This is a genomic window from Fervidicoccus sp. (assembly GCF_049967375.1).
Lineage (GTDB): Archaea > Thermoproteota > Thermoprotei_A > Sulfolobales > Fervidicoccaceae > Fervidicoccus > Fervidicoccus fontis.
The window spans coordinates 1-22,616 of record NZ_JBMFSV010000018.1 but is presented as its reverse complement, the minus strand read 5'-3'; the positions used below and the strand labels follow the sequence as shown (position 1 = coordinate 22,616).

Below are 22,616 nucleotides of genomic sequence, written 5' to 3'. Positions count from 1 at the left end.
GGAATTACAATAGATAATATAATAGATATTGTTGGTTTTGAAGCTATAAGAGGGGATTGGTCTGAAATTTCCAAAGATATACAAACAGAAATTGCAAGACTCATATTGGAAAAGGGAACCACAGAAAAAGCGATAGAATATACTAAAGAAATTATTAGAAATCTAAAAGAAAAGAAAATTCCTATTGATAAGCTTGTAATATGGAAAACGATAACAAAGCCTATTGAAGAATATGAAGTTGATGCACCGCATGTAACTGCTGCAAAGTTGTATCAAGAATATGGACTAAAAATATCACCTGGAGATAAGGTAGGATATGTAGTTGTATCTGGAGAAGGAAAAATCAGTGAAAAAGTAAAGCCATATTTTGCTGCTACACTTGATGAGATTGATGTCGATTATTACGTAGATCACCAGATTATTCCTGCAGCTATGAGAATATTAGAGTATTTTGGCGTTTCAGAAAGCGTATTAAAACAGGGAGCGATAGAAAAGCAAAAATCGCTCTTTGACTACCTTTCAAGTAAGCAGAAAAAATAATATATTTTATGTTTAATGTGTGTTCTTAACTTGAATACTTTAGAAAAAAGTGATATAGGATGCCTATTCATCTTAAAATTGGAAAGAACGATCTAGCGAAAAAAGTTGTAACTGTTGGAGATCCTAATAGAGCTTCATTATTAGCAAATTCTTTGCTTGACTATCCCAAGCTAATAAATGAAAATAGAGGTTTATTGTCTTATACAGGGACATATAAAGGAGAAAGAATAAGTATTGTAACCCATGGAATCGGAATGCCAAGTGCGTTAATTGTATTTGAAGAGCTTGTTTCATTAGGCGCAAAGGCTATAATAAGGTTTGGAACATCTGGCTCATTAAAGGAGCAAGTAAAAATTGGCGATATAGTAATTGCAGAATCAGCAGGACATTTTAATTCAAGTGCAATAAGGCAGTATTTTGATGATATAATTCCTCCAAATGGGTTTTCTTTCGATCTTATCAATACCCTAGTCGATAATTTTAAAAGGAGCGACTTTAATTTTCATGTCGGTCCTATTATAAGTAGCGATGCTTTTTATTCAGAATCGAAAGATTTGGCCTTAAAATTATCACGTTTAGGATTTTTTGCTATAGAAATGGAATGTGCCGGTTTAGCGATGATAGGTTGGCTAAGAGGTTTAAAGACCGGATGTGTATTATATGTAACTAACCATCTCCTAAGAAATGGGGAGGAGATGCTAGATTCAGCACAAATTAATAAAAAGATGGTTTCGGTAGCTACAAACATATTTGACGCTTTAACTAATTTTGCAGTTTGAAGTGAAAAATATGAAAACTGTAGAAATTAAAAAAGGGGCAAAAAGTTTAATTGAAAAGCATTTTTATTCTATTTACTCTAAATGGGTAAAAAGCGACTCCTCATTATCTAATGGAGATTTTGTAAAATTTTTATTCAACGGAGAAGTTATTGGATATGGTTTTTATGAAAAAATTGGTTCTATTGGGGGTAGGATAATATCTTATATAAGCGAATACGACAATCCTGATTTAAATGAGCTAATTAGGTGGAGAGTTAACCAAGGGTATCTCATTAGAAAAAAAATCGGAGAAAAGAAAGAAAGAGGGTATAGGTTATTATATGGCGATTGTGATGGAACGCCTGGATTAATAACAGACGTTTTTAATGACACTTCCGTAATCCAAACTACAAGCTATGGCTGGGATAGAAATCTTAGTCTGTTGGCTGATGCTATAGTAAAAGCTGGTATTTCTGAACGAGTTTTTTTAAAAAATGATCAAAGAGGAAGAAAATTTTTTGGATTACCAATAGAAAAAAAGTTTCTTCATGGAGAGCCGCCTCCGTATACTTACATTAAAGAAGATGACTTAATATTTAAAATCGATTTTTTAAATGGACAAAAAACAGGTTTTTATCTAGACCAGCGAGAAGCGAGAAAGAAGATTTCATCTCTATCTTTAGATGGTGCAAAAATCTTAGACCTTTTTTCATATACAGGAAGCTTTTCCGCCCATGCATTAAAGGCAGGCGCATCTTTTTCTTTACTTGTTGATGAAGATGATAGAGCATTAAATATTGCAAAAGAAAACCTTATCAAAAATGGATTCGAAGACAAGTTTGAAATAATCCGCGGAAGGGTTGAAAAGGTTATAGATTCGCTTTTGATCAAAAAAATGCAGTTCGACATCGTAATAGTTGATCCTCCAGCATTTATCCCGTCAAAAAACTTATATGAAAAGGGAATTAAAGCATATAAAAAGCTATTTGGCAACACCTTAAGGCTTGTTAAGCTGGGAGGATATATTTACGCATCAAGTTGCAGTTTTCATCTTAGTTCGGATGAATTATTAAAAATTTTGCAAGAATGGATAAACTATTATGGTTATAAATCGAGGGTCATTTATGAGCTTTCTCCATTCAATGTATTTCCATTCACAAGACCATTGGATGTTGAACTTAGATATCTAAAAGGATTTTTGTTAGAATTAGAATAGAAGAATGCTATTAAAAATAACTTTTTAAGTCTAAATTAAAAACATTGATGTTAAAGTGTTAACTATGAAAATCTCTGTAATACATCCAAGTGCTATTCCTCCATTTTCTGCAAGACAAATTATTAGAGAAGCAAAAGCTAGAGGTCATTCGGCAAATTACATAAGACCTCAGGAGCTTAATGTGATTTATGTTAACAATAGTCGGATAATTATCAGAGGTAAAAGAGAGATAAAGCCAGAAATAGCATTTATTAGAGGAATGAGTTATCCTGGCTCAATTGAACATTTTATTTGGATGACAAACATAGTAAAAATTCTAGAAGAGACAGGAACATTCACTATTAATAGTTATTCATCTATTATGACTGCGAGAGATAAATCTCTCTTACCGTTGATTCTGTCAAAAAATGGACTTCCCTATCCTAAGACAATAATTACTGAAGACCTGCAAAAAGCGTTAGATGTTATAAACGAATATGGAAAAGTTGTAGTAAAGCCTATTATTGGTAGCTTGGGAAGAGGAGTGATGCTTCTAGATAATGTCGATGTTGCATATACTGTTTTAAAACAGCTTCTCTCATGGAATCAACCAATACTACTTCAAGAATTCATTAACAAGAAAGACAACAGAGATATAAGAATCTTGGTAATAAATGGGGAAATTTATGCGGCTTATTACAGAAAGGCTAGGCCAGGATTGTTCAAAACAAATATAGCACAAGGAGCTACGCCTGAACCTGCAGTATTAGATGAAGAGTTAAAAGAGCTTTCAATAAAAACTACTGAACTTTTAGGACTATTTTATGCAGGAATAGATATAGCAGAATCTGAAAAAGGGGAGAGGTATATACTAGAAGCAAATGCCTCTCCTAATTGGAAGGGTCCCTTATCTATGGGTCTCAATCCTGCTAGAAAATTAGTTGAAGAAGCTGAAAAAACTTATAAAAAATAGGTTGTCTAAAATGTATGTTGATTTATTTATTTCAGCAATAGTAGGTATATTTTTTACTTATTTTTTTACATTCATTGTAGAAAGATTTGAAAGAAGGATTGGACTTTTAGGTGAGGATGTTCATAAGAAGCCTGGTAGATTTTTACCGAAATCTGGAGGATTAGGCTTTCTATTTGGCTGGTCCTTTTCGATTTTAATTTATATGTTTATGAATGCAGGAAACAAAATGATTTTTAATGATTTAATTACTATTCTTTTGATTATCTGGTTCGTTGGAATTGTTGGCTTATATGATGATATGAAGAGACTTGGAGGGATAACAAAGGTCCTATTGACAGCACTGCCTGGAATCGCTATTTATTTTGCGTCTCTTTATAGGCCATTTGTTTTCATACCTTTTTTAGGAAATGCGAGGTTATCTATTGTTTATCCTATACTTCTTCCAATAATTTATGCTGTAGCATCTAATGCTATAAATATGACTGATACATTTACGGGAGTTGCTCCGGGAGTAGTTCTAATTTTGACAATTTTTACTTTCCTTTCCTTTTTATTTTTCCCATTATTACCAAAAAGCGATCCTTTATATCAAATTGCAATTATTTTAGCCGTTCTTACTATTTCTTCTCTTATAGGATATTTACCACATAACTTTTATCCAGGAAAGAGTTTCAATGGAGATTGCGGTTCTTTATCGTGGGGAGCGATCTTAGCTACCATAGCTATCTTAAGCAAAACTGAGTTCTTTCTTGTTATGGCAGCTATTCCAATAGTAACGAATGGCTTCACAATTTTAAGCAGTATAAAAGGCATAATAGAGCATCATGAACTAAAGACGAGACCAACGATTCCAGATAGAGATAATAACATAATTAAAGCAAATCCGGATGAAAATGCACCAATAACTCTTGCTCATTTATTAACTCTAAAAAATCCCTTATCTGAAAAGGAACTTGTGATATCCTTATATCTCTTAGTAAGTATCTCAAGCATTTTCACAATGATCTTTTATGCCATTTTATTTTGATTTTTTGCTAAAAAATAAAATAGAAAAAAGAAAAAATTATTTTTTATTTCTGCTTACTAGAGAATCTACAGCCATTATTACTAATATCAATAGAACAAACACGATGCCTAAAATTATATCATGCCAGCCCCATAATACTCCATATGCATAGCAATATCCAAAACCGATTAAACCTACAATAAAAGCTCCTATTACTACCCACCATGGGGCTTTAAATATAGCCTTTTCATGCCATTCTTTTGTTGCTCTAATTTTAAGATTTGCTACACCCAGCAAGAACCAACAGACAATCCAAGGAACTTGGACAATAGCTACCAAAACTGCATATGCAGCAGTATAGAATATCATTATAACGTTTATTAGATATATTAGAATTAATCCCCAATGTGGAACGCCATATTTATTAGTTTTTGCAAAAATCTTCGGCATGTCTCCTTCTACAGCCATCTGATATGTTACTCTTGATGCGCTCATTAAAGCAACATTTGGAACAGTCAAAGCACCACAAACTAATGCTATCCATAGCAATATTTCTCCAGCATTCCCCAAAACAATTTGACCATACTGAAATAGTGGCTTTGAAAGAGTCCCCATTTGTGAACCTAAAACACCTATAGCAGTGATTGTTATTAAACCGACAAAAGCCAAAGACACTACAACCGAGAACCAAGCTGCCCTTGGAATTCCCTTTTCGGGATCTTCGATTTCTGGTACAATCGAAGCAAAAATATCCGTTGAATATGTGCTCCAAGTGGCAATTAGTGCGGCAGAAAGGAACAGCATAAGCATGCCTTCCATGGTATTAGCCTGAACTCCAGGAACTCCAGAAACCCAAAAAGGGTGGAAATTAGACAAATTGACGAATGGAATAGCTACGAGACCAACTAATATGAGGGGTACTACTTTAAGTATTGTGAGTATAGTCTGAGTTATACCTGCTATTTTAATGCCAAAATAATTGAACACAAAAAATATCGTTACCAAAGCAAAAGCGAATAGCTGTCTGTGTAGAAACGTCGAAGGATCTGTGCCAAATATATATCTGCCTAATATTAGAGAAGCTATTGCTCCTGCAGTTCCCCAGTTTATATAAAATCCCCAACCTGCAATGGCTCCAGGTATTTTTCCCAGTGCTATTCTCACTGGAGCGTACTCAGCTCCCGCCTTATCTGGCCATATTGTAAAGTTATAAGCTAAAACTACCGCTGCAAAAGCACCAAAAAGCAGTGTAACAATCCAGACAAGAGCTGCTGCAGGACCAGCCATACTATAAGTTACTGGCAAGTTACCAAATAAACCTGTTGCTCCTAAAGTTCCAATAACTAAAGCCGCTGAAACATACCATTTAACCTGCCTTTTTAAACCCTGAGAAGTCATATTTTTAACCTCACTTTTTTATAAATAAAATATTTATTAATGATCATATATTTTAATGTTTCTGTAAAAGTTAAAAAATCAAGACTTGAAAAAATAAAAATTTAATTCTTTATTTATAAATATGATTTATTTAAAAAATTATGGTATTACAGCGGTTAATACTGCTTTTTCTGTATGCAACCTATTTTCTGCTTCATCGAAAACAACACTCCATTTACCTTCTATAACTTCTTCGGTCATTTCATTTCCTCTATATGCTGGCAGGCAGTGCATAAAAATCACATCAGGCTTTGCTAATTCCATATGAGAAGGAGTAACTGTGAATGGCTTAAAGTCTTCTTTTCTTTTATCTTTTTCCTGCTCCGGCTTACCCATACTCCACCAAGTATTTGCGATCACTACATCTGCACCTTTAACTGCTTCGTTGAGGTCATGGACTATTTCCAATCTAGTCCCTCTTTTTCTTGCTTCTTGCTCAGCAAATTTCCAAATTTCTTCATTAGGTTCATATCCTTTAGGAACTGCTATTATGAAATCCATTCCGTGTCTTGGTGCTTCTACTATTAATGAATGTGCGACATTCCAAATGTCCCCTGTATAAACGACTCTCAATCCATCCCATTTGCCTTTTTTCTCTCTAATCGTCATTAAATCTGCAAGGACTTGACATGGATGCTCTAAATCCGTCAAAGCATTGATAACCGGCACTTTCATATACTTAGCAAATTCTTCAACTTCATCTTGTCCAAATGTCCTTATTACGAACCCTTTCAGATATCTATCAAGGACTCTTGCTGTATCCTTTACCGGTTCGCCTCTTGTTAATTGCATCTCATCAGGCCTAAAATAAAAGGGAATGCCTCCAAGTTCTGCAATACCTACTTCAAATGAAGATCTAGTTCTAGTTGATGGTTTCCTAAATAGCATCCCTATTGTTTTTCCTCTTAATGGTAAGAACTCAATTTCAAGTTCCCTAAGTTGCTTTAACTCTACAGCTAAATCAATCAAGTAATCTATTTCTTCTCTACTAAAAGCTCTTGTAGTAATAAAATCCCTACCTCTAAAATTTTTTATTTTCGAAAAATCAAACATATCTTTCACCTTTTATTAAATTTATTAATTTTGTTCAAACATAATAAATATTTAATGTCCTAACAAAAATTAAAAAATAATCATTTAGTTATTTTTTTAGATTTTTCACTTATTTAACTCCCATAGCTCTCTTGTAGAGCACCTAACTCCTCCGCCGCCGGCTTCAATCTGAGGTATTTTTATTCTCAATAATTCAAGTCCGTAAGTTTTTTCTATATATTCATTTGCTTTCTCATTATAAGAATCAACCGCCAGTTTTCCATTGCCGAGATTTAAAGCGTTTGTCATGGTGATCGGGCTCTGACTCTCCCTTGGCATCTCATCAATTTTAACTTCAAGCTCTTTCATGAGCTTAAGGATTTCTGTTACTCTAAACATCCCGCTTTTTCTATCATATTCTAAAGCAGAATAAAAGCCAACTCTTGAAGGATCTATTATCCCCACTCTTTCGCCACCAACGTCTCCCAAGTAAGCAAATGCGGTATCGAGATGAACAGCCCCAAATTCCCAGTATTTAATGTATCCAGCTAGAGGAACTCCTATTATCCTAACGTCTTCTGGCAATATCTCGCCTAAAAATTTAAATGTCGCATAGTTAGAACCTCTTACCCCGATGCCTGTCAACAGTGCAACTCCTTTTTCAGTTTTTATTATAAAGAAATTTCCTCCCTCCATTACAGCTCTAACCAGCATGTTGTCAAATTTAACCCATCTCGCCCTTGCCATAGGGTATATATTTAAGTTGTAGTATATTTCATTAAGAACTTCCTCTTCCCCTCTTCTTAGCTTCAAGCTCATGTTACCAATAATTGGATATTTTAGCCACGTTACACTCTGGTCTCTTGTATAGAATATTTTGGCCATATTTTCAGGGACATTTACTTTAAAAATCTTTGACCTTACGAAGAGGTTCTTCGCTTCATCATAAATTTCGGAATCTATTGCAACAAAAGTCTTCACTCCATTTTCACTAAGCGTGTTAGCTATTCTGGAAATATCTTCAGACAGTTTTATTGCATCAGGAGCATCAGAACCATCCAGGGCTTTTTCTCTCCAAACCCATTCAGTATGTCTTCCCTTTACTATATTTAACTGTTTATTAGAAACTGCCAGCATTAGTATTCCTTCTCTTTTCGAATCTTCACCTCTTAAATCATCACTCCTTAAATTTTCTATTACGGAGATTTGTTTTGCGATTTTTTCTTCCCAATCAAAAAGAATTTCCATATCACTTTTTTCTTTTAGTTTCATATAATCGTTATATGGCATTAAACTTATAACTTGATCCAGTGCAAGAAATTTTTCGAGGGCTTTATTTCCTAAAGCGTTCTCAATTTTAGAGAGTTCTATAGATTCCGTTATAGGCTGTTGCGGTAAAACTATTCCTGCTTTTTTTCTTACTGATTCACTGAGGTCAAAAGAAGTAATGGGCGGATTAAAGACAAGCTTTAGCCCTCTCTCTAACTCATTTTTTTCCATTTTGCTTATTATGTCAATATCAATAAAATTCAATTTTTTCACCAAATTATTTCTATAATTCTTTAATATATATCTTTTTTAGAATTATCAAAAAACTATTTAATCAATTTTTTATTAATAAAAAATTATTTTTAAATAAAAATTCGAACTTTTTACAAGTAAATTTTTTTGAGGACTTCTGAAATATCTTCTATACTTGCATTCTTCTCATTAACTCTCGAAAGGGAAAGATTACACATAGGGCACATCGTTATAATGCGATCACTTGTGAGAACAAGCTCTTCTAGCCTAGTTTTCGCTATTTCTTTTGATAATGAAGGAGATAATGTCTCCACTGGACTGCCACAACAAAAAGTCAATTCTTTTGTTCTAAAAGGTTCGTTAATTTTTACTCCTCCGTTTAAAAGAAGTTCTCTTGGTTGAGTAATGATGTTGAGGTTTCTAGCATAATAACAAGGATCATGTATCGTAAAGCTCTCGTGAATTTCTCTTTTAGGTTTCATTTTAAATTTATAAAGCAACTCTAAGTAATTGATGACATTAATGTTAAAATCTTTTAAAATTTTTGGATAAATAGTTTTCAATATGTACGTAGTATGAGGGTCTATAGTTATTACTGCCTTAACACCCGATTCCTTTAAATTTTTATGAACTGATTCTGCGTGTTCTTTAAAAGCATCTTTTAGTCCATAGTCAAACAAAAGAACACCTGTATACATGTCCTTATCATAAAGATAACCAAAATCTGTTCCCGTTGACTTTATAAGTTCAACTATATTTCGTATTATAGAATATTGCTTTTCAAGTTCATCCTTTGATACGTTTACAACTATTTTAGCGAAAAAATCAGTCAAGCTAATGAATCTTTCTCCGAATTTCATAATAATTGAAGTACCTTTAGCTTCTTCAATTGACTCTAGATAATTGGTAAATTCTTTAATGTAAGGTACTAGCTGATATAATCCACCGGTATAGATTACTGTATCTGTGTTTTTTGGCAAATCGGTGCCCAAAGCCCATTTGTATATGATTTCAGTTGAAACGGGAAATGGGATCCCATATTTCTTATCAAAGCTCACCATCATATTTAAAATTTCCTTAATTGGAAGTGTCATTTTTTTCACCTTAAAGCATATTTTTATTTATCAGATATGATTTAACTGTCCTAACATCTTCATCAATTCTTATATTTGCTGGGCACTGTGTAACGCAAGCACCGCATTGAAGGCAAGTGAATATAGCATCAACTGCGCCATCCGTAAGAACGTTTTCTCTTACAAAATTAAGAATTGCTGTGATTCTTCCTCTAGGCCCATATATTCTATTTTTCTTAATCTTCAAAGTAGGGCAGACCCATTCACAGTTTCCACAAAAGGCACAGCTTAAAGCATCATCAAGAACTACTTTTATTTTTTCGTTGACAATTTCTTCATCTTTGCTTTGAGCATCCTCCATTTCCTACACCTCAAATATTTTACCAGGGTTCAAAATGTTCTTAGGATCAAATGTTTGCTTAATTGATTTCATTATATCGATATCCTTCACGCTGTTTTTGCTTTTTAGTTCCATTATCAGGTCTTTTTTCTTATCCAGACCTATTCCATGTTCAGAGCTAACAGTACCGCCCAATTCAATCACAGCTTTAAGTATCTCGCTTTTCATCTTTTCGTATGTTTCAATCTGCTCTATGTTCTTTTCCTCGATTTTAATTACGGGGTGCAAGTTTCCATCTCCTACGTGTCCAGCAAGCGTTAAAGGTAATCCATATCTTTTTTCTATTTCTCTTATTCTTCTTACAGCTTCTGGAAGCTTCGAAGGAGGAACGCTTATATCTTCATTGTAATCTATTATTTTGCTAGCAGGATTCTTTCGCATTTTTACTACTAGATCTCTCAATCCGATGTCATAATTTCTTCTTATATCGAATATCCCTTCGCTTTCGGCTTCATCTAAAGTCTTTGCTTTATACACATTTTTTGCTCCATTTCTTTTCAGTATGTTTTCGACTAGAGATAATACCCTTTCAGAAGATTCTGGAGAAGTTATTATAGAAGTAACAAAATAATGTCCATTTCCAGCTATATTGATTTTTAAAACTTTAAGTGTAAGCTCAACGCTTTTGTCATCGACAAACTCCATAATTAAGATTGAGAAATTAAGGCTTTTATTTGAGCTTTTTTCCTTGCTAATGAATAATTAATTAGAGCTTGAAGACCATGAATCGCTCTTTCTGGTGTGGGATACACAGGCACTTTTTCATTCTCTATTTTCTTTGCGAGATCTTCAATTATAGATTTCGCCGCATACCAATTTACTACTATAGGTTTTTTCGTTATTGGAACGATCTCATTTATTATCGCATCTGTTATAGCTTCTACAGTTTCTCTTGGAAAACTACCCTCAATTATTACCACATATCCATCAACTACATTGTGCTCTTCTAATACTTTGAATGTCTTTGAATAAAATTCATATTGCTGTTTTGGCGTTCCCTGAGCTGTTACATCTATTGGGTTATATGGTGCACCATAAGGAGGGATAATTTTTCTGATTTCATCTATTACATTCTGTGGTAGCATAGGAACGTTAAATCCAACCTTTTCCGCTTCATCAGCTGCCAATATACCAAGTCCTCCAGAATTGCTCAATATTCCTATACCCCTAATTTCACTATTTGTCGTTCTATTCTTCTGCATACTTAAAGCTCTTATATAGTCTATCAAATCTTGCATTGATTCTACTACAAAAGCGTGGTGCTGCTGAATTGCAGTCTTATATATATTGTAGCTTCCAGCAAGCGAACCTGTATGCGACATTGCGCCTCTGGCACCACTAGAACTTCTTCCTGATTTGAGAACTACAATTGGTTTTTCGCTTATGGTTTCTTCTACTGCCTTTAAAAACTCTCTTCCTAGGCCATTAGGCAATCCTTCAAGGTATATTCCTATAGTATTAGTTGTCTCGTCTTCTTTCAAAAATCTAATGATTTCAGCCTCATTAACATCTCCTCTATTTCCAAGATTTACAAGGATGCTAAACCCAATTCCTTCGTCTTGGAACCAGTCAAACGTACCGTCAGCGATCGCTCCACTTTGTGATATAAATGCAGTAGATCCTTTTCTTCGGATTCCAACTCCGAATGTAGCATTTAAATCGACTGCTGTCGAGACTATTCCGAATGAGTTCGGGCCAATAACTCTCATTCCACAGCTTTTAGCTCTTGTTATCACCTGTTCTTGGAGTTTTCTACCCTGTTCTCCTGTCTCTGCAAAACCCGATGTTATTATTATTGACGCTTTGACTTTCTTTTTACATGCCTCTTCTATAGCACTTAGAACTCCTGCGGCAGGAATGACAACTATCGCCAAATCAACCTCGTCTGGCACGTCTAATATACTTCGATATACTTTGTATCCGTTAAGCATATTATGCTTAGGATTTATTGGAAACACTTTGCCTTTATACCCGCTGATAACGTTTCTGAAAACTAACCCTCCTATTTTAAGAGGATCTTCAGAAGCTCCAATTATAGCGACGCTACTAGGATAAAAAAAATATTTTAGATCGCTTTGCATAACTCTCTACCTAATTCTTCACCCTTTTCGAATGCTTTTATATTCAACTCAACGTATTTTGGTCTTACATTTTCTTTTATTGCTTGGATAAAGTATTCTCTATCTATACCGGTATCAAAGAACACTCTAAATGCTCCTAGCATCAAGACGTTAGCAATTCTTGCGTTGCCTAGCTGTTTTGCCATATCGGTTGCCGGTATAATACATATCTTATCCGTGACTTTCTTTATAGCTTCTATTACTTCTTCTTTAGTAGGATATTTAGATTCACCCAACATTACTGATGACGGTATTATTCTATAATCGTTTATTAGTATTGCACCATTCGGCTTTAGCATGTTAAGTCTCCTTAAACTTTCAGATAGCTCTAACGATATGATTGCATCTGCTTCATGCTCTAAAATTATCGGAGAAAATGCTTTTTTCCCGAACTTCACATGACTCGCAACTGGTCCGCCTCTTTGCGCTGAGCCGTATAATTCTCCTACCCTTCCTTCAAGGCCGGAATCTATGGCAGCTGCTACCAATATCCTTGCCATTAATACGTTTCCTTGTCCACCTATACCTGTTACAATTACCTGTTTAGTTTCGTTGCTCATTGTTTACCACCCTCCGGTTTTATTATCGCATTATAAGGACATACTTGCGCACATACTCCACATCCGACACAAAGTTCATCTGCAATGTGAGCTTTTTTCTTAACAGAATCCCACTGTAAAGCTTGGCATCCAAGAGTCAATAGGCAAACACGGCATCCCGTACATTTATCCGGGTCAATATAGTAAGGAGTCTTTGGCGGCTCTACATATAACGCACAGCCCCTCTTTGATACAACAACTACGTTTTCACCGGTCTCTCTTATTTTCTTTATAGCTTTCCTAAATGCCTCTATAGAGCCTTTAACATCATATGGATCGATTACTTCAACTTCATAGCCCATAGCTTTGATCACGTCTTCCGCATTTATTGATGGATTCTGCGAATGATCTCCTCTCATTCCCGAACTCGGGTTCGGCTGACCTCCGGTCATTGCTGTAATCCTGTTATCAGCAACTATGAATAGCATTCCTTTCTGACCATTCCATTTTGCATTTATTAATGCAGGTATTGATGCATGGAAGAATGTCGAATCTCCCACAACACCTATAACTGGATCCTTTGTTTTCAATGCAACTCTAAGCCCCTGCGGAAATCCAAATCCTGAACCCATGTTCAGGCTAACATCACCGATTCTCATTGGAGAGAACGGAGCAAGACCGTAGCACCCTATATCTAGAATTATTGGTATATTGTCAATTTTAACGCCTTCACGTAAAAGTGCCATCTTAAGGGCATAAAATGTTCCTTGATGAGGACAGCCGGCACAGAATGTCAGATATCTAAATGGAGTTATTTCTTGAGCTTTTTTAACTGCCTCTTTTACTTGTGTTGGTATTTCTGGTAATCCTTTAGCACCAAGCTCTTTACCTGCTATATCAACTAATGCATTGGCGATTATTGAGCTATTCAATTCATTGCTCCAAGGTATGTTTCCAGTATTACGTCCATAAACTTTAAGATTGCTCAAACCGTTCTCATGAGCGATAACATTTACATAGTTTTCGAGATAAGGTTCGGTTTCCTCAGCAATTAAAACCTTATCTAAACCATTTATGAAGTTTGCGATTACCTTTCTTGGTACTGGGAAAACTCCTACCAGACCTAGAATGCTTACTTTTCCCTCAAGTCCAAGCTTTTGCAAAGCCTCTCTAGCATACATTATGTTTATACCATCTGCTATTATTCCTATTTTGCTATTTCCCTTTTCATAATAGTGATTCAAGTTCTCTATGTCTTCTTGTATTTTATAGAGTTTTTCATGTAGTTCTTTATGTAATTTTTGTATGAATACGTCTCCGGTGTACCATCTGTCAAGATTCTTAACGAACTTGCCTTCTGGAAGCTCTTTCGGATACTTAGGTAACTTACCAATCGTTACAGAACCGCTCGCATGCGCAATTCTGTGCGTTGATCTAACAATTACTGGCAAGCTGTATTTTTTTGAAAGTTCGAAGGCCTTTATCATTAAATCTTTTGCAGTCTGCTGATCATATGGCTCTAAGCAAGGGAAGTGAAACATCTCACAGTAAATTCTAGTATCTTGCTCATTTTGAGATACCCATGCACCAGGGTCATCTCCAACATATATTACCAACGCTCCATCTATGCCCGTCATATTTATTACATTAAAGAAGTCAGAAGCCACATTGACACCTACATGCTTCATAGTAACTAGAGCCTTGAGCCCTGCAGCTGCTGCACCGCCTGCCACTTCAGCTGCCACCATTTCGTTAACGGAGATCTCCGCATAAATGCCTAACTGTTTTCTCATTTCGTTTAGCATTTCTAAAACTTCAGAAGACGGAGTACCAGGATATCCTGCAACAACATCAACGTCAGCTTCAAGCGCGCCCCTTACGATAGCCTGGTTGCCTACCATTAACATTCTTTTTCCTGGTTCATCTAAAAGTAAAGGATTTTTTTCAGAACTCATTTTGTTTCGCCTTTTTGAAATAGATAATTTGTGATATAAAATTATTTATTACTTTACTTTATATATAAATTTTTCCCGTTCATAAATATCTCCATTATTATAAATTTAAAGTAATTATTTTACATTTTATAAATGTTATATAATAATAAACATTGTAATGATGCTTTATCAATAAAAACTTGAATATATTAATTTTTATAAATAAACTTTCTATCTTTCTATATTTTTATTTCATGTGAACTAACCCTGCCCTTACAGGTGGGCATCTCCATCTTGTTATGAATATTTCCTGTCTGCAAGCTTTAAAAGCTTCCCGAACCAAAAGCGAAATGCTTAGAAAAGCATTATAGTCATGATCACTGATCAGAGCACGCAATCAGAAAGACAAAAATACGATCAGATAGAGTAAAGTCTTCTTTCACATATCCATACTTAGTACAGGACTTTGAGGCATACGCTGAATTTCCTTTCACTACCCATTAATTTCTCCACTCCTTTATCTATAACCTCTACTTCGTATATTTTACTTGTTTTTTAAATTTTTCTTAAGAAATTTATTAAAAAATTAATAAATCAAATTTTATGCTAAACTTTCGGTTGCAATTCTTATAGAGTCAACTTTAATGTAAGGGACTTTAGTAGGTATACTTACTTCCCACCACCAAATCTTATATATATCTTTTGAAAGCATTGAGATTTTCTTCAATAAATTGCTAAATGAATCGGCTATTCTAATTCTATCTAAATACCCTACAATTTCTCCATCTTTTATGAGAAGAATGGCATCCCTAGGCGCGGTAGAGAAAATGCCTTCTGCATAGTTGTGCAATCGTGTATACCAGTTGTTGTTGAAGAATATGCCGAGTTTTGTTTCCCTGATCATTTCTTCTAAGCTACTATCGCCAGTGTTTGCTTTTATATTCCAGTTAATTGGAGCTAACATTCCTGCATTAGCTGTAGATTTCGTATTAAATTTCTTTGCAGTTTTCGAGTTGTGCAAGAATGTTTTAAACATTCCTTTTTCAATTATTGGTTTAGTATATGTGGCAAGTCCTTCGTCATCAAATTTAGTAGAGCCTGGAAGATCTGTTTCTTCTGGAGAATCATAAAGTGAAAGTTGTTCAGAATACATGTTGTTTTCATTATTTTTGAAAAATGAAAGGCCAGCTAATGCATTAAAAGCTGAAGCAGAAAACATAATGTAGTTCAGCAGATTTCCTGCAATAAGCGGTGACAATATTATGTCATATTTTCCGCTGTCAATTTTTTCTTTTTTATTTTGAAGCAAAGCAAATTGAGTTGCCTTTTCTGAGGTATTAAGAAGCTCTTTTTCATCAAGGTACCTTGAACCAAAACTCCACATACCGCTTTTTTCTCCTTTAAAGGATCTTATATAAGTTTTAACTGCCGTACTGACTTCATTAAAGTTTTCCTCACCATTTATAGACAATACTTTCTCTTCTTTGATAAACGAAAGAACCCCCGCGACCTTTTCTGCCCCGGATTCCAAAGATTTCTCTATCATTTTTTGCATGTATACGGGCACTTCGCTCATTTTTTCGATAACTTTGATATCAAGAATTTTTGAACTATGTTCAGCGTTAGGCTTTGGCAATTCAGCATAAAGTTCAGATGGTTGGATCTTGCTTATTACATTGCTACTGCTATCGAGTATTTTTTCAATATCTTCAAATGAGCTAAAATGTGTAGACATAACTGAAATTCTCTTATCCTTTGCAAGATAAAGATCAAGTCTTTTATTCGACCAGTTTTGTGTTATTGTTATCGTGTTATTTGCAGCTTTTGTCATCGTTTCTTCTAGATACGTAATTTTTACAACAACGTCATCAAAACCTCCTTTTTTCATTTTTTTAGCTACATCTTCTGCAATGTTATTTATTTCCCCACTCATTATGCGATCACCCCCACTTTCATTTTGCTTAATCTTATATTTGGTCCTCCATGCCAAACAGGAACGCCTTGATGAGGCTCGCCTTTCCCGCATGTTCCCGAAGAAAATTCTAGATTTTTATCTTTACTTATTATGCTACTGTAAAATTCCCTCGTATTGAATTGAAGGACAGGGTTTAAAACGGGTTCGCTAATTTCTCCTCTTTCTATTAGATACGATTCTAAACCTACATACCTTTGTCCCCATCTTATATCATCGATATTCCACTCCATATAGCTTTTAATGAAAATTCCGAAATTAATGTCTTCGATTAATTCTTCGAAAGTCATATCTCCTGGTTCTAAATATGTGTTTGACATTCTTACAATAGGCTCACTGGTATAATCCATAGCTCTAGCTCCACCGTTGCTATTTGTTTTGAATACGGATGCAGTCCATCTGTTATGAAGAGGCTCGTTCAAAAGACCCTTATAATAGATATATCTCTTTCTTGCGGGGACAGTTTCATCATCATATAAGTAAAATCCATTGCTCTCAGGTATTGTCGGATCATCTATAACTGTAGCATTCGAATTACCTATATACACTTTACCGATCATTTCAGGCTTTACAAAGCTTTCTCCTGCCTGTGCGCTTTCTCTCCCCCAGATTCTATCTGCCTCCATTGGATGTCCTGCACTTTCATGGACAATTAGACCTACTATTTCACTACCTACTACCACATCTACAGCATCTTTTGGGGGAGATTTACCTTCTAATAGAACTTTTTCTAGAGATTTTAAATCATTTTTTATTTCATCTTCAAGCCTCCAGCCTTTTAGAAGCTCGAGTCCTCCACTTGCACCTTTTTCTATCATTTTTTGCATTGATCCTTTCTGCGGGTCATATATAATTATGTTTCCGAAGAAGTACAGTCTAGGTATTTTACTCTCTACATATCCACCATCGCTATTGACGATAACTTTTTCTTCTATTTCATCACTGTATGATTCAAACATTGCATTCAATTTCGCATTCTTCACGGAATCTAGAGCAACCATGTACAAATTTTTCAAGTAAGAAATTTTTTCATCTATTGGCAATTGATCAAATGATTCTTTAACATAAACTTCGTATTTACTCTTACCTAGACTCCTTTCTTCAGATAGTGAAAAATTCTCTTTTTTATTTATATTGAGTGCTTTTGCATTGGCAATGGCTTTATCTATACCAGTAAAAATGCTTTCTTTACTTATATCATTTGTAGACGAAAAAGCCAAATTGCCGTTATAAAGTACTCTTATGGCTATACCTTTTCTTGACGATTTTCCTGCACTTATTAAATTTCCATTTCTAAGAATCACATAATTTTCTTCATTTTTATGAAATCTTATTTCTGCATATTTAGCTCCTTGTGTTAATGCATAATCCAATGCTTTTCTGAGTAAATCCTCATCCAAAGTTAAACATCTCCTCTTTCAATTGATAATTAATTTGTTGTTATAAATTTTAAATAACTTTTTTGTTGGAATGAAGAATAAAACTTTCGAATGTTTTCTTAAAAAATAAAAATAGTTATTGCAGCTACACAGTTTCTACCTAATTTTTTCCCTCACTCTAAACAGAGCATGGTTTTTGCATTTATTTGAGTTTATATCTTTCAATAACAGAGCAGTAAAGTTAGATACATTCTCCGGTAAACAACAAGTATTTTCGGGCGTAGCTTTGGGAGTTCCCGCGGTATTCATGATACAATTCATAACATCTTCAGCGTGTGTTTACGTAATCTCGTATCTAACGGATAAAGTTTCTAATAATAGAGATGAAAGATGAAACCCTTAAAGATGTTTAAACCTTCATTGCAATAACAAATGAAAAGATTTTCAGCTGTAAAAAAACTAAATAGAACAAAAAATGTTGAGTCTATAATAAAGATCCTTCATAAAACTAAGCGAGAGTAATATCAATAATATATAATAGCATGTTCTATGTTGTATAGAAGGTCAAGTACAAGCGTTACCTCTATAGTGAATATGTCCTCAAGTCAAAAAAGATCACCTTAATCATTCCTTGTGATATGATAGAAGACGAATGGGCCCGCGGGGATTTGAACCCCGGACCTCTGCCGCGTGAGGGCAGCGTCCTAACCAGCTAGACGACGGGCCCGAGCTATGGCAATTTTAGTTTAAATAAAATCTGTTTAAAAGCTTTTTCTAAAACTTTATTATTTTTAATTTTTTAATATTTTAACATTAAAAATATGAGGGGAAAGTTTTGAATAAAACCTCTAATATTCCCAAAGAACTTTTAGATAAAGTTGAATCATTAAAAGATGAAATGGTTAATACTTTGGTAGAACTCATAAAAATTCCTGCAATCAGTCCTAGTTCTGGAGGAGAAGGAGAGCTCGATAAAGCTAAAAAACTCCTTGAAATTATTAAAAAATGGAAGTTCGATGATATTATTGAAGTCAATGCTCCTGACCCAAGAGCAAAAGGAGGAATAAGACCAAATATTGTTGCTATTTATAAAGGTAAAAACGAAAAAGATAAGATCTGGTTTTTAACACATATGGACGTTGTTCCACCTGGAGAATTAAGCAAATGGACAGAATGCAAACCTTTTGAACCTGTCGTTAAAAATGGAAAGGTTTATGGCAGAGGATCCGTTGACAATGGGCAGTCTCTAGTAGCTTCATTATACGCAGTAAAAGCCTTGATGGACTTAGGAATTAGACCCTCTAGGACAGTGGCTTTAGCTTTTGTAAGCGACGAAGAAACCGGTTCTGAATATGGAGCGCAGTATTTATTAAAAGCCAGACCAGATCTATTCGGAGAAAATGATTGGATAGTAGTTCCAGACGGAGGAAATTCTGAAGGAAGCTTTATAGAAATTGCAGAAAAAGGTATTCTTTGGCTAAGAGTTAAGGTCACCGGGAAGCAGGTCCACGGCTCAATGCCCGACAAAGGACTTAATGCCCATCGTGTTGCTGCCGACTTTGTTATAACATTAGATAAAAAATTGCACGAAAAGTTTAACAAAAGAAATGATTTATTCGACCCTCCGAGGAGTACATTCGAACCGACTATGGTAAGAGGTTCAGCTGGTTCAGTTAATATAATTCCCTCTGACCATGAAATCACTTTTGACTGTAGAATATTGCCTGAATATACTATTGATGAAGTCCTAAATGTAGTAAACCAGACAAAGAATGAAATTATTGCAAAACACAAAAAAGTCATTGAGGGAGAAAGTCTACCCAAAATTGAAATTGAAATTGTTAATCGCAGTGATTCTACAAAGCCAACAGATCCAAACAGTGAAATAGTGAAAAAGCTAACAGAATCGATACAAAAATTGAGGGGCATTACACCGAAAACAGGCGGAATAGGTGGAGGTACAGTAGCGGCATTCTTCAGACAAAAAGGAATCCCTGCTGTAGTTTGGTGCACTATCGATGAAGTTGAACATCAGCCAAATGAATATGCTTCAATAAAGAATATGGTCGAAGATGCGAAAGTCTTCCTTTCACTAATGATATAAATTTTTTAGCCCAAAATCTTAAATTTATTAAACACGAAGGAGTGAAGTAATAAAATATATATGAAGGTAGAGTATAGATTTATATTATTGTTATAATAAGAAAATTACACAAAGGTGGTTTCGTTGAAATTAAGTAGTGTTGTAAAAATCGATCCAAAAGGTAGGGTAACAATACCACTCTTTATAAGAGAGTCTATGGATATTTCAGAAGGAAGGTATATGGTGCTCATTGCTGACGTAGATAAAAAAGAAATGATTTTAACTCCAATAACTACTAAAAACGAAGAGCTTTATGAAATAAGAGTTGAGCTCCAAGACAAGCCTGGTGCTCTAGCAGATCTTACAAAAGCCTTCTTGGATATGAAGTTGGACATTTTAATATCTAAATGTTCTACTATAAAGAGAGGAGAAATTGGAGAATGCACGATGATCGTTGAACCTGGGAATAAAGAAATAAAACCTGAAGAAATCGAGAAAAAAATAAGCGAGTTGCCTGTCATCTACATGGTGTCTGTAAAACCTGTCGAGAAGAACTTTTAGAGAAAGCATATTTATGAACTCTACGAATTTAGTATTTGTCGGAACATGTGGCTTTCCGACATCAATGAAGAGAGTTTTTTCTCTAGTAGATGTAGTAGAGATTCAGAAATCTTTTTATGATTTGTTATCAGATAAAGAAATTTCTAATATCTTGAAAAACAAAAGAAATGAAAATAAGATAACCTTGAAATGCTGGCAAGTGATTACACATCCTTCAACTTCTCCTACGTGGAAAAAAATGAAAAATAAAATAAATGGAGAGATTAACAATTACGGATACCTCAAACCTACAAAAGAAAACTTTGAGGCATTCTCGAAAGTTGTAGATCAGGCTAGAAAGTTAAATGCAGAAGTAATAGTTCTTCAATCTCCTCCATCTATGCCTTATGACGAATATACCAAAGATAGAATTTCAAGTTTTTTTAAAGAAATTACAAGCATAGTTGAAAAAAATATAAAAATTGCTTGGGAACCAAGAGGAAAATATGCTGAAGATGATTCTTTTTTAGAAAAGATCGAAAATGAAAAAGTAGAGATAGTAACTGATGCATTAAGAAGAGGTAAAATTTTTTATGAGCATTTCCTTTATATAAGACTTCACGGTCTAGGTGGAAAAAGAGAAACAAACTACAAATATAAATACACAGATGAAGATTTAATCTCTCTATCAAAATTAATTGGAAAAGCTATAGTTCATAATAAAAATATATATGTTTTGTTTAACAATATATTTATGTTAGAAGATGCTGTTAGATTTAAAAAACTTATGACAGGTGCAATAAAATAATTAAGAGTGATTACTTTGAGCATCTATTGGTACAGATGCGATTTATGCGGGAAGAATTCGCCTACTGCTAATTGTACGATAAAAAATAGAAAATTAAATGTATGCTATAGATGTTTTATAACATTTAAACTTTGGAACAAATGTAGCGATTATGGATGGAAAATAGAGGTAAAGAGACTTAGCAATGCAAACACCGAAGAAAAACTGGAAAAACTGGAGTTTATATTAGAAGAAATTAGTAAAAAAGAATAAAACTAGAAAAGTCAATTTTATTCCATAGGTGAAAATTTATGAAGATTATCTTAAACGATGCAAGCGATCTTAAAGATATTATAGACGTACTCGCAAAAGTAGCAGAAGAAGTTCCTTTAACTATAAGCGAAAAAGGAATTTCCAGTAAAACCTTAAGTGAAGATAAAACTACAATGAGTATCTTAGAAATACCATCTGAAATATTTAATGAATTCGAGCTTGAAGAGAATATATCATTCAGGGTAAAAATTAGAGATTTCAACAAAATACTAAAAAGAGCAACAAAAAACGATGTTTTAGAACTTTCATTGGAAAAAGATAAAGGGATTTTAAAAATCGTTTTTAAAAATTCAAAAAACGGCGCTATTAGATCGTTTGATTTGCAGGTTTCTATAGAAAATGTAGAAGATATAGGCGAGCCCAAGGTAGATTTACCTATAGAATTTGAAATTCTAGCTGGTGATTTAAAGGATATTCTAGATGATGTCAGCAAAGTGGGAGAAGAAGTTGAATTTGAATATAAAAATTCGAGCATTGTGATTAAATCTGAAGGTCAAGGCAGAGCTTATATTGCAACTCTTACTGAAGGTAATCCTTTGATTTTATTAAAGTCTTCTGTAAGTGAAGCGAGTTCAAAATACGGTGTTGAGCTTTTATCTTCGGTTGCTAAAAAAATGGACAGTAACACTACCACAAAAGTGGCTTTTGGTTCACAACTTCCAATAAAAATACAAGTTCAATTTACACCTGGTGGATCGTTAACCTATTGGGTCGCTCCGAGAATTTAACAATAATTTAATTTTATGCTTATAAATTATCAGTGCTTTATTGAAAAATTCAAAGTAAGATTTCCAAGCTCTTTTTCATGTAACCTACTTCGCCTTAAATGATGGAGCTTTTGGTGTTCAAATAGAGCTTCACGCGCGCAGCTTCATCTAGGGTTTCAGAGGTCTCAACGCTCAAAAACCTTTACCCACTCATTTTCTCGATACAATGTGAAGTTTCCTGAGCGTCCATCTTTATAAAAACTACTTATTTTTTCATTTCTATGTCT

21 protein-coding genes and 1 tRNA gene are annotated in these 22,616 nt (G+C 34.3%); 10 read left to right on the top strand and 12 right to left on the bottom strand.

Annotation, left to right across the window (positions count from 1 at the left end; all coding sequences use genetic code 11):
• From ACP5SL_RS04415 to ACP5SL_RS04395, 5 genes are all read left to right on the top strand, one after another.
• Positions 1-540, top strand: a 540-nt coding sequence (locus ACP5SL_RS04415; RefSeq protein ID WP_428228233.1) for a DNA polymerase domain-containing protein, incomplete at its 5' end; no start/stop codon positions are given.
• A 59-nt stretch (positions 541-599) separates the two neighbouring features.
• The gene (locus ACP5SL_RS04410) at positions 600-1,319 is read left to right on the top strand and encodes a purine-nucleoside phosphorylase (RefSeq protein ID WP_014557552.1); all 720 of its coding nucleotides are present in this window, start codon (positions 600-602) and stop codon (positions 1,317-1,319) included.
• Positions 1,320-1,329: 10 nt separating this feature from the next.
• Positions 1,330-2,514, top strand: coding sequence for a class I SAM-dependent rRNA methyltransferase (locus tag ACP5SL_RS04405; RefSeq protein WP_148683524.1), 1,185 nt, complete (start codon positions 1,330-1,332; stop codon positions 2,512-2,514).
• A gap of 64 nt (positions 2,515-2,578) precedes the next feature.
• A complete protein-coding gene (locus ACP5SL_RS04400; protein ID WP_014557554.1) occupies positions 2,579-3,466 on the top strand; it encodes an ATP-grasp domain-containing protein in 888 nt (295 codons plus the stop codon).
• Between the two features lie 10 nt (positions 3,467-3,476).
• Entirely contained in the window at positions 3,477-4,493 is a 1,017-nt protein-coding gene (locus ACP5SL_RS04395; protein ID WP_014557555.1) for a glycosyl transferase, read from the top strand.
• Positions 4,494-4,529: 36 nt separating this feature from the next.
• On the opposite strand, the gene ACP5SL_RS04390 is transcribed toward ACP5SL_RS04395, so the two are convergent.
• The 12 genes from ACP5SL_RS04390 to ACP5SL_RS04335 all read right to left on the bottom strand — a co-directional run bounded on the left by ACP5SL_RS04390 (position 4,530) and on the right by ACP5SL_RS04335 (position 18,606).
• Complete coding sequence (locus tag ACP5SL_RS04390) at positions 4,530-5,870, bottom strand: APC family permease (protein WP_148683525.1); 1,341 nt, start codon at positions 5,868-5,870, stop codon at positions 4,530-4,532.
• 138 nt (positions 5,871-6,008) lie between these two features.
• Positions 6,009-6,962, bottom strand: a complete 954-nt coding sequence (argF, locus tag ACP5SL_RS04385) for an ornithine carbamoyltransferase (RefSeq protein WP_148683526.1) — start codon at positions 6,960-6,962, stop codon at positions 6,009-6,011.
• A gap of 105 nt (positions 6,963-7,067) precedes the next feature.
• Complete coding sequence (locus tag ACP5SL_RS04380; RefSeq protein WP_428228232.1) at positions 7,068-8,474, bottom strand: arginine deiminase family protein; 1,407 nt, start codon at positions 8,472-8,474, stop codon at positions 7,068-7,070.
• 119 nt (positions 8,475-8,593) lie between these two features.
• Positions 8,594-9,556: a (Fe-S)-binding protein gene (locus ACP5SL_RS04375; protein ID WP_148683528.1), complete on the bottom strand. Its 963-nt coding sequence runs from the start codon at positions 9,554-9,556 to the stop codon at positions 8,594-8,596.
• A gap of 10 nt (positions 9,557-9,566) precedes the next feature.
• The gene (locus ACP5SL_RS04370; protein ID WP_014557560.1) at positions 9,567-9,896 is read right to left on the bottom strand and encodes a (Fe-S)-binding protein; all 330 of its coding nucleotides are present in this window, start codon (positions 9,894-9,896) and stop codon (positions 9,567-9,569) included.
• Between the two features lie 3 nt (positions 9,897-9,899).
• A complete protein-coding gene (locus ACP5SL_RS04365; protein WP_428228231.1) occupies positions 9,900-10,580 on the bottom strand; it encodes an FAD-linked oxidase C-terminal domain-containing protein in 681 nt (226 codons plus the stop codon).
• A 2-nt stretch (positions 10,581-10,582) separates the two neighbouring features.
• Complete coding sequence (locus tag ACP5SL_RS04360) at positions 10,583-12,016, bottom strand: acetate--CoA ligase family protein (protein WP_428228230.1); 1,434 nt, start codon at positions 12,014-12,016, stop codon at positions 10,583-10,585.
• Positions 12,001-12,615: an indolepyruvate oxidoreductase subunit beta gene (locus ACP5SL_RS04355; RefSeq protein WP_014557563.1), complete on the bottom strand. Its 615-nt coding sequence runs from the start codon at positions 12,613-12,615 to the stop codon at positions 12,001-12,003. The genes ACP5SL_RS04360 and ACP5SL_RS04355 overlap by 16 nt, the downstream gene beginning before the upstream one ends.
• The gene (locus tag ACP5SL_RS04350) at positions 12,612-14,549 is read right to left on the bottom strand and encodes an indolepyruvate ferredoxin oxidoreductase subunit alpha (RefSeq protein ID WP_193804029.1); all 1,938 of its coding nucleotides are present in this window, start codon (positions 14,547-14,549) and stop codon (positions 12,612-12,614) included. Before ACP5SL_RS04350 ends, ACP5SL_RS04355 begins: the two co-directional genes overlap by 4 nt.
• A 580-nt stretch (positions 14,550-15,129) precedes the next feature.
• A complete protein-coding gene (locus tag ACP5SL_RS04345; RefSeq protein ID WP_428228229.1) occupies positions 15,130-16,461 on the bottom strand; it encodes a metallopeptidase TldD-related protein in 1,332 nt (443 codons plus the stop codon).
• Entirely contained in the window at positions 16,461-17,900 is a 1,440-nt protein-coding gene (locus ACP5SL_RS04340) for a TldD/PmbA family protein (RefSeq protein ID WP_272985696.1), read from the bottom strand. Before ACP5SL_RS04340 ends, ACP5SL_RS04345 begins: the two co-directional genes overlap by 1 nt.
• A 632-nt stretch (positions 17,901-18,532) precedes the next feature.
• A tRNA-Val gene (locus tag ACP5SL_RS04335) sits at positions 18,533-18,606 on the bottom strand.
• A 171-nt stretch (positions 18,607-18,777) separates the two neighbouring features.
• Between ACP5SL_RS04335 and ACP5SL_RS04330 the strand changes: the two genes are divergently transcribed.
• The 5 genes from ACP5SL_RS04330 to ACP5SL_RS04310 all read left to right on the top strand — a co-directional run bounded on the left by ACP5SL_RS04330 (position 18,778) and on the right by ACP5SL_RS04310 (position 22,350).
• Complete coding sequence (locus ACP5SL_RS04330) at positions 18,778-19,983, top strand: M20 family metallo-hydrolase (protein WP_409335748.1); 1,206 nt, start codon at positions 18,778-18,780, stop codon at positions 19,981-19,983.
• Between the two features lie 123 nt (positions 19,984-20,106).
• Positions 20,107-20,523 (top strand): ACT domain-containing protein, encoded by a 417-nt coding sequence (locus ACP5SL_RS04325; protein ID WP_158308290.1) that lies wholly within the window; start codon positions 20,107-20,109, stop codon positions 20,521-20,523.
• Positions 20,524-20,536: 13 nt separating this feature from the next.
• Positions 20,537-21,310 (top strand): DUF72 domain-containing protein, encoded by a 774-nt coding sequence (locus ACP5SL_RS04320; protein WP_148683530.1) that lies wholly within the window; start codon positions 20,537-20,539, stop codon positions 21,308-21,310.
• Between the two features lie 15 nt (positions 21,311-21,325).
• Positions 21,326-21,562 carry a hypothetical protein gene (locus ACP5SL_RS04315; protein WP_148683531.1) on the top strand — a complete coding sequence of 79 codons (237 nt, stop codon included), beginning with the start codon at positions 21,326-21,328 and terminating at the stop codon, positions 21,560-21,562.
• 38 nt (positions 21,563-21,600) lie between these two features.
• The gene (locus tag ACP5SL_RS04310; protein WP_014557571.1) at positions 21,601-22,350 is read left to right on the top strand and encodes a DNA polymerase sliding clamp; all 750 of its coding nucleotides are present in this window, start codon (positions 21,601-21,603) and stop codon (positions 22,348-22,350) included.
• Positions 22,351-22,616 lie beyond the last annotated feature (266 nt).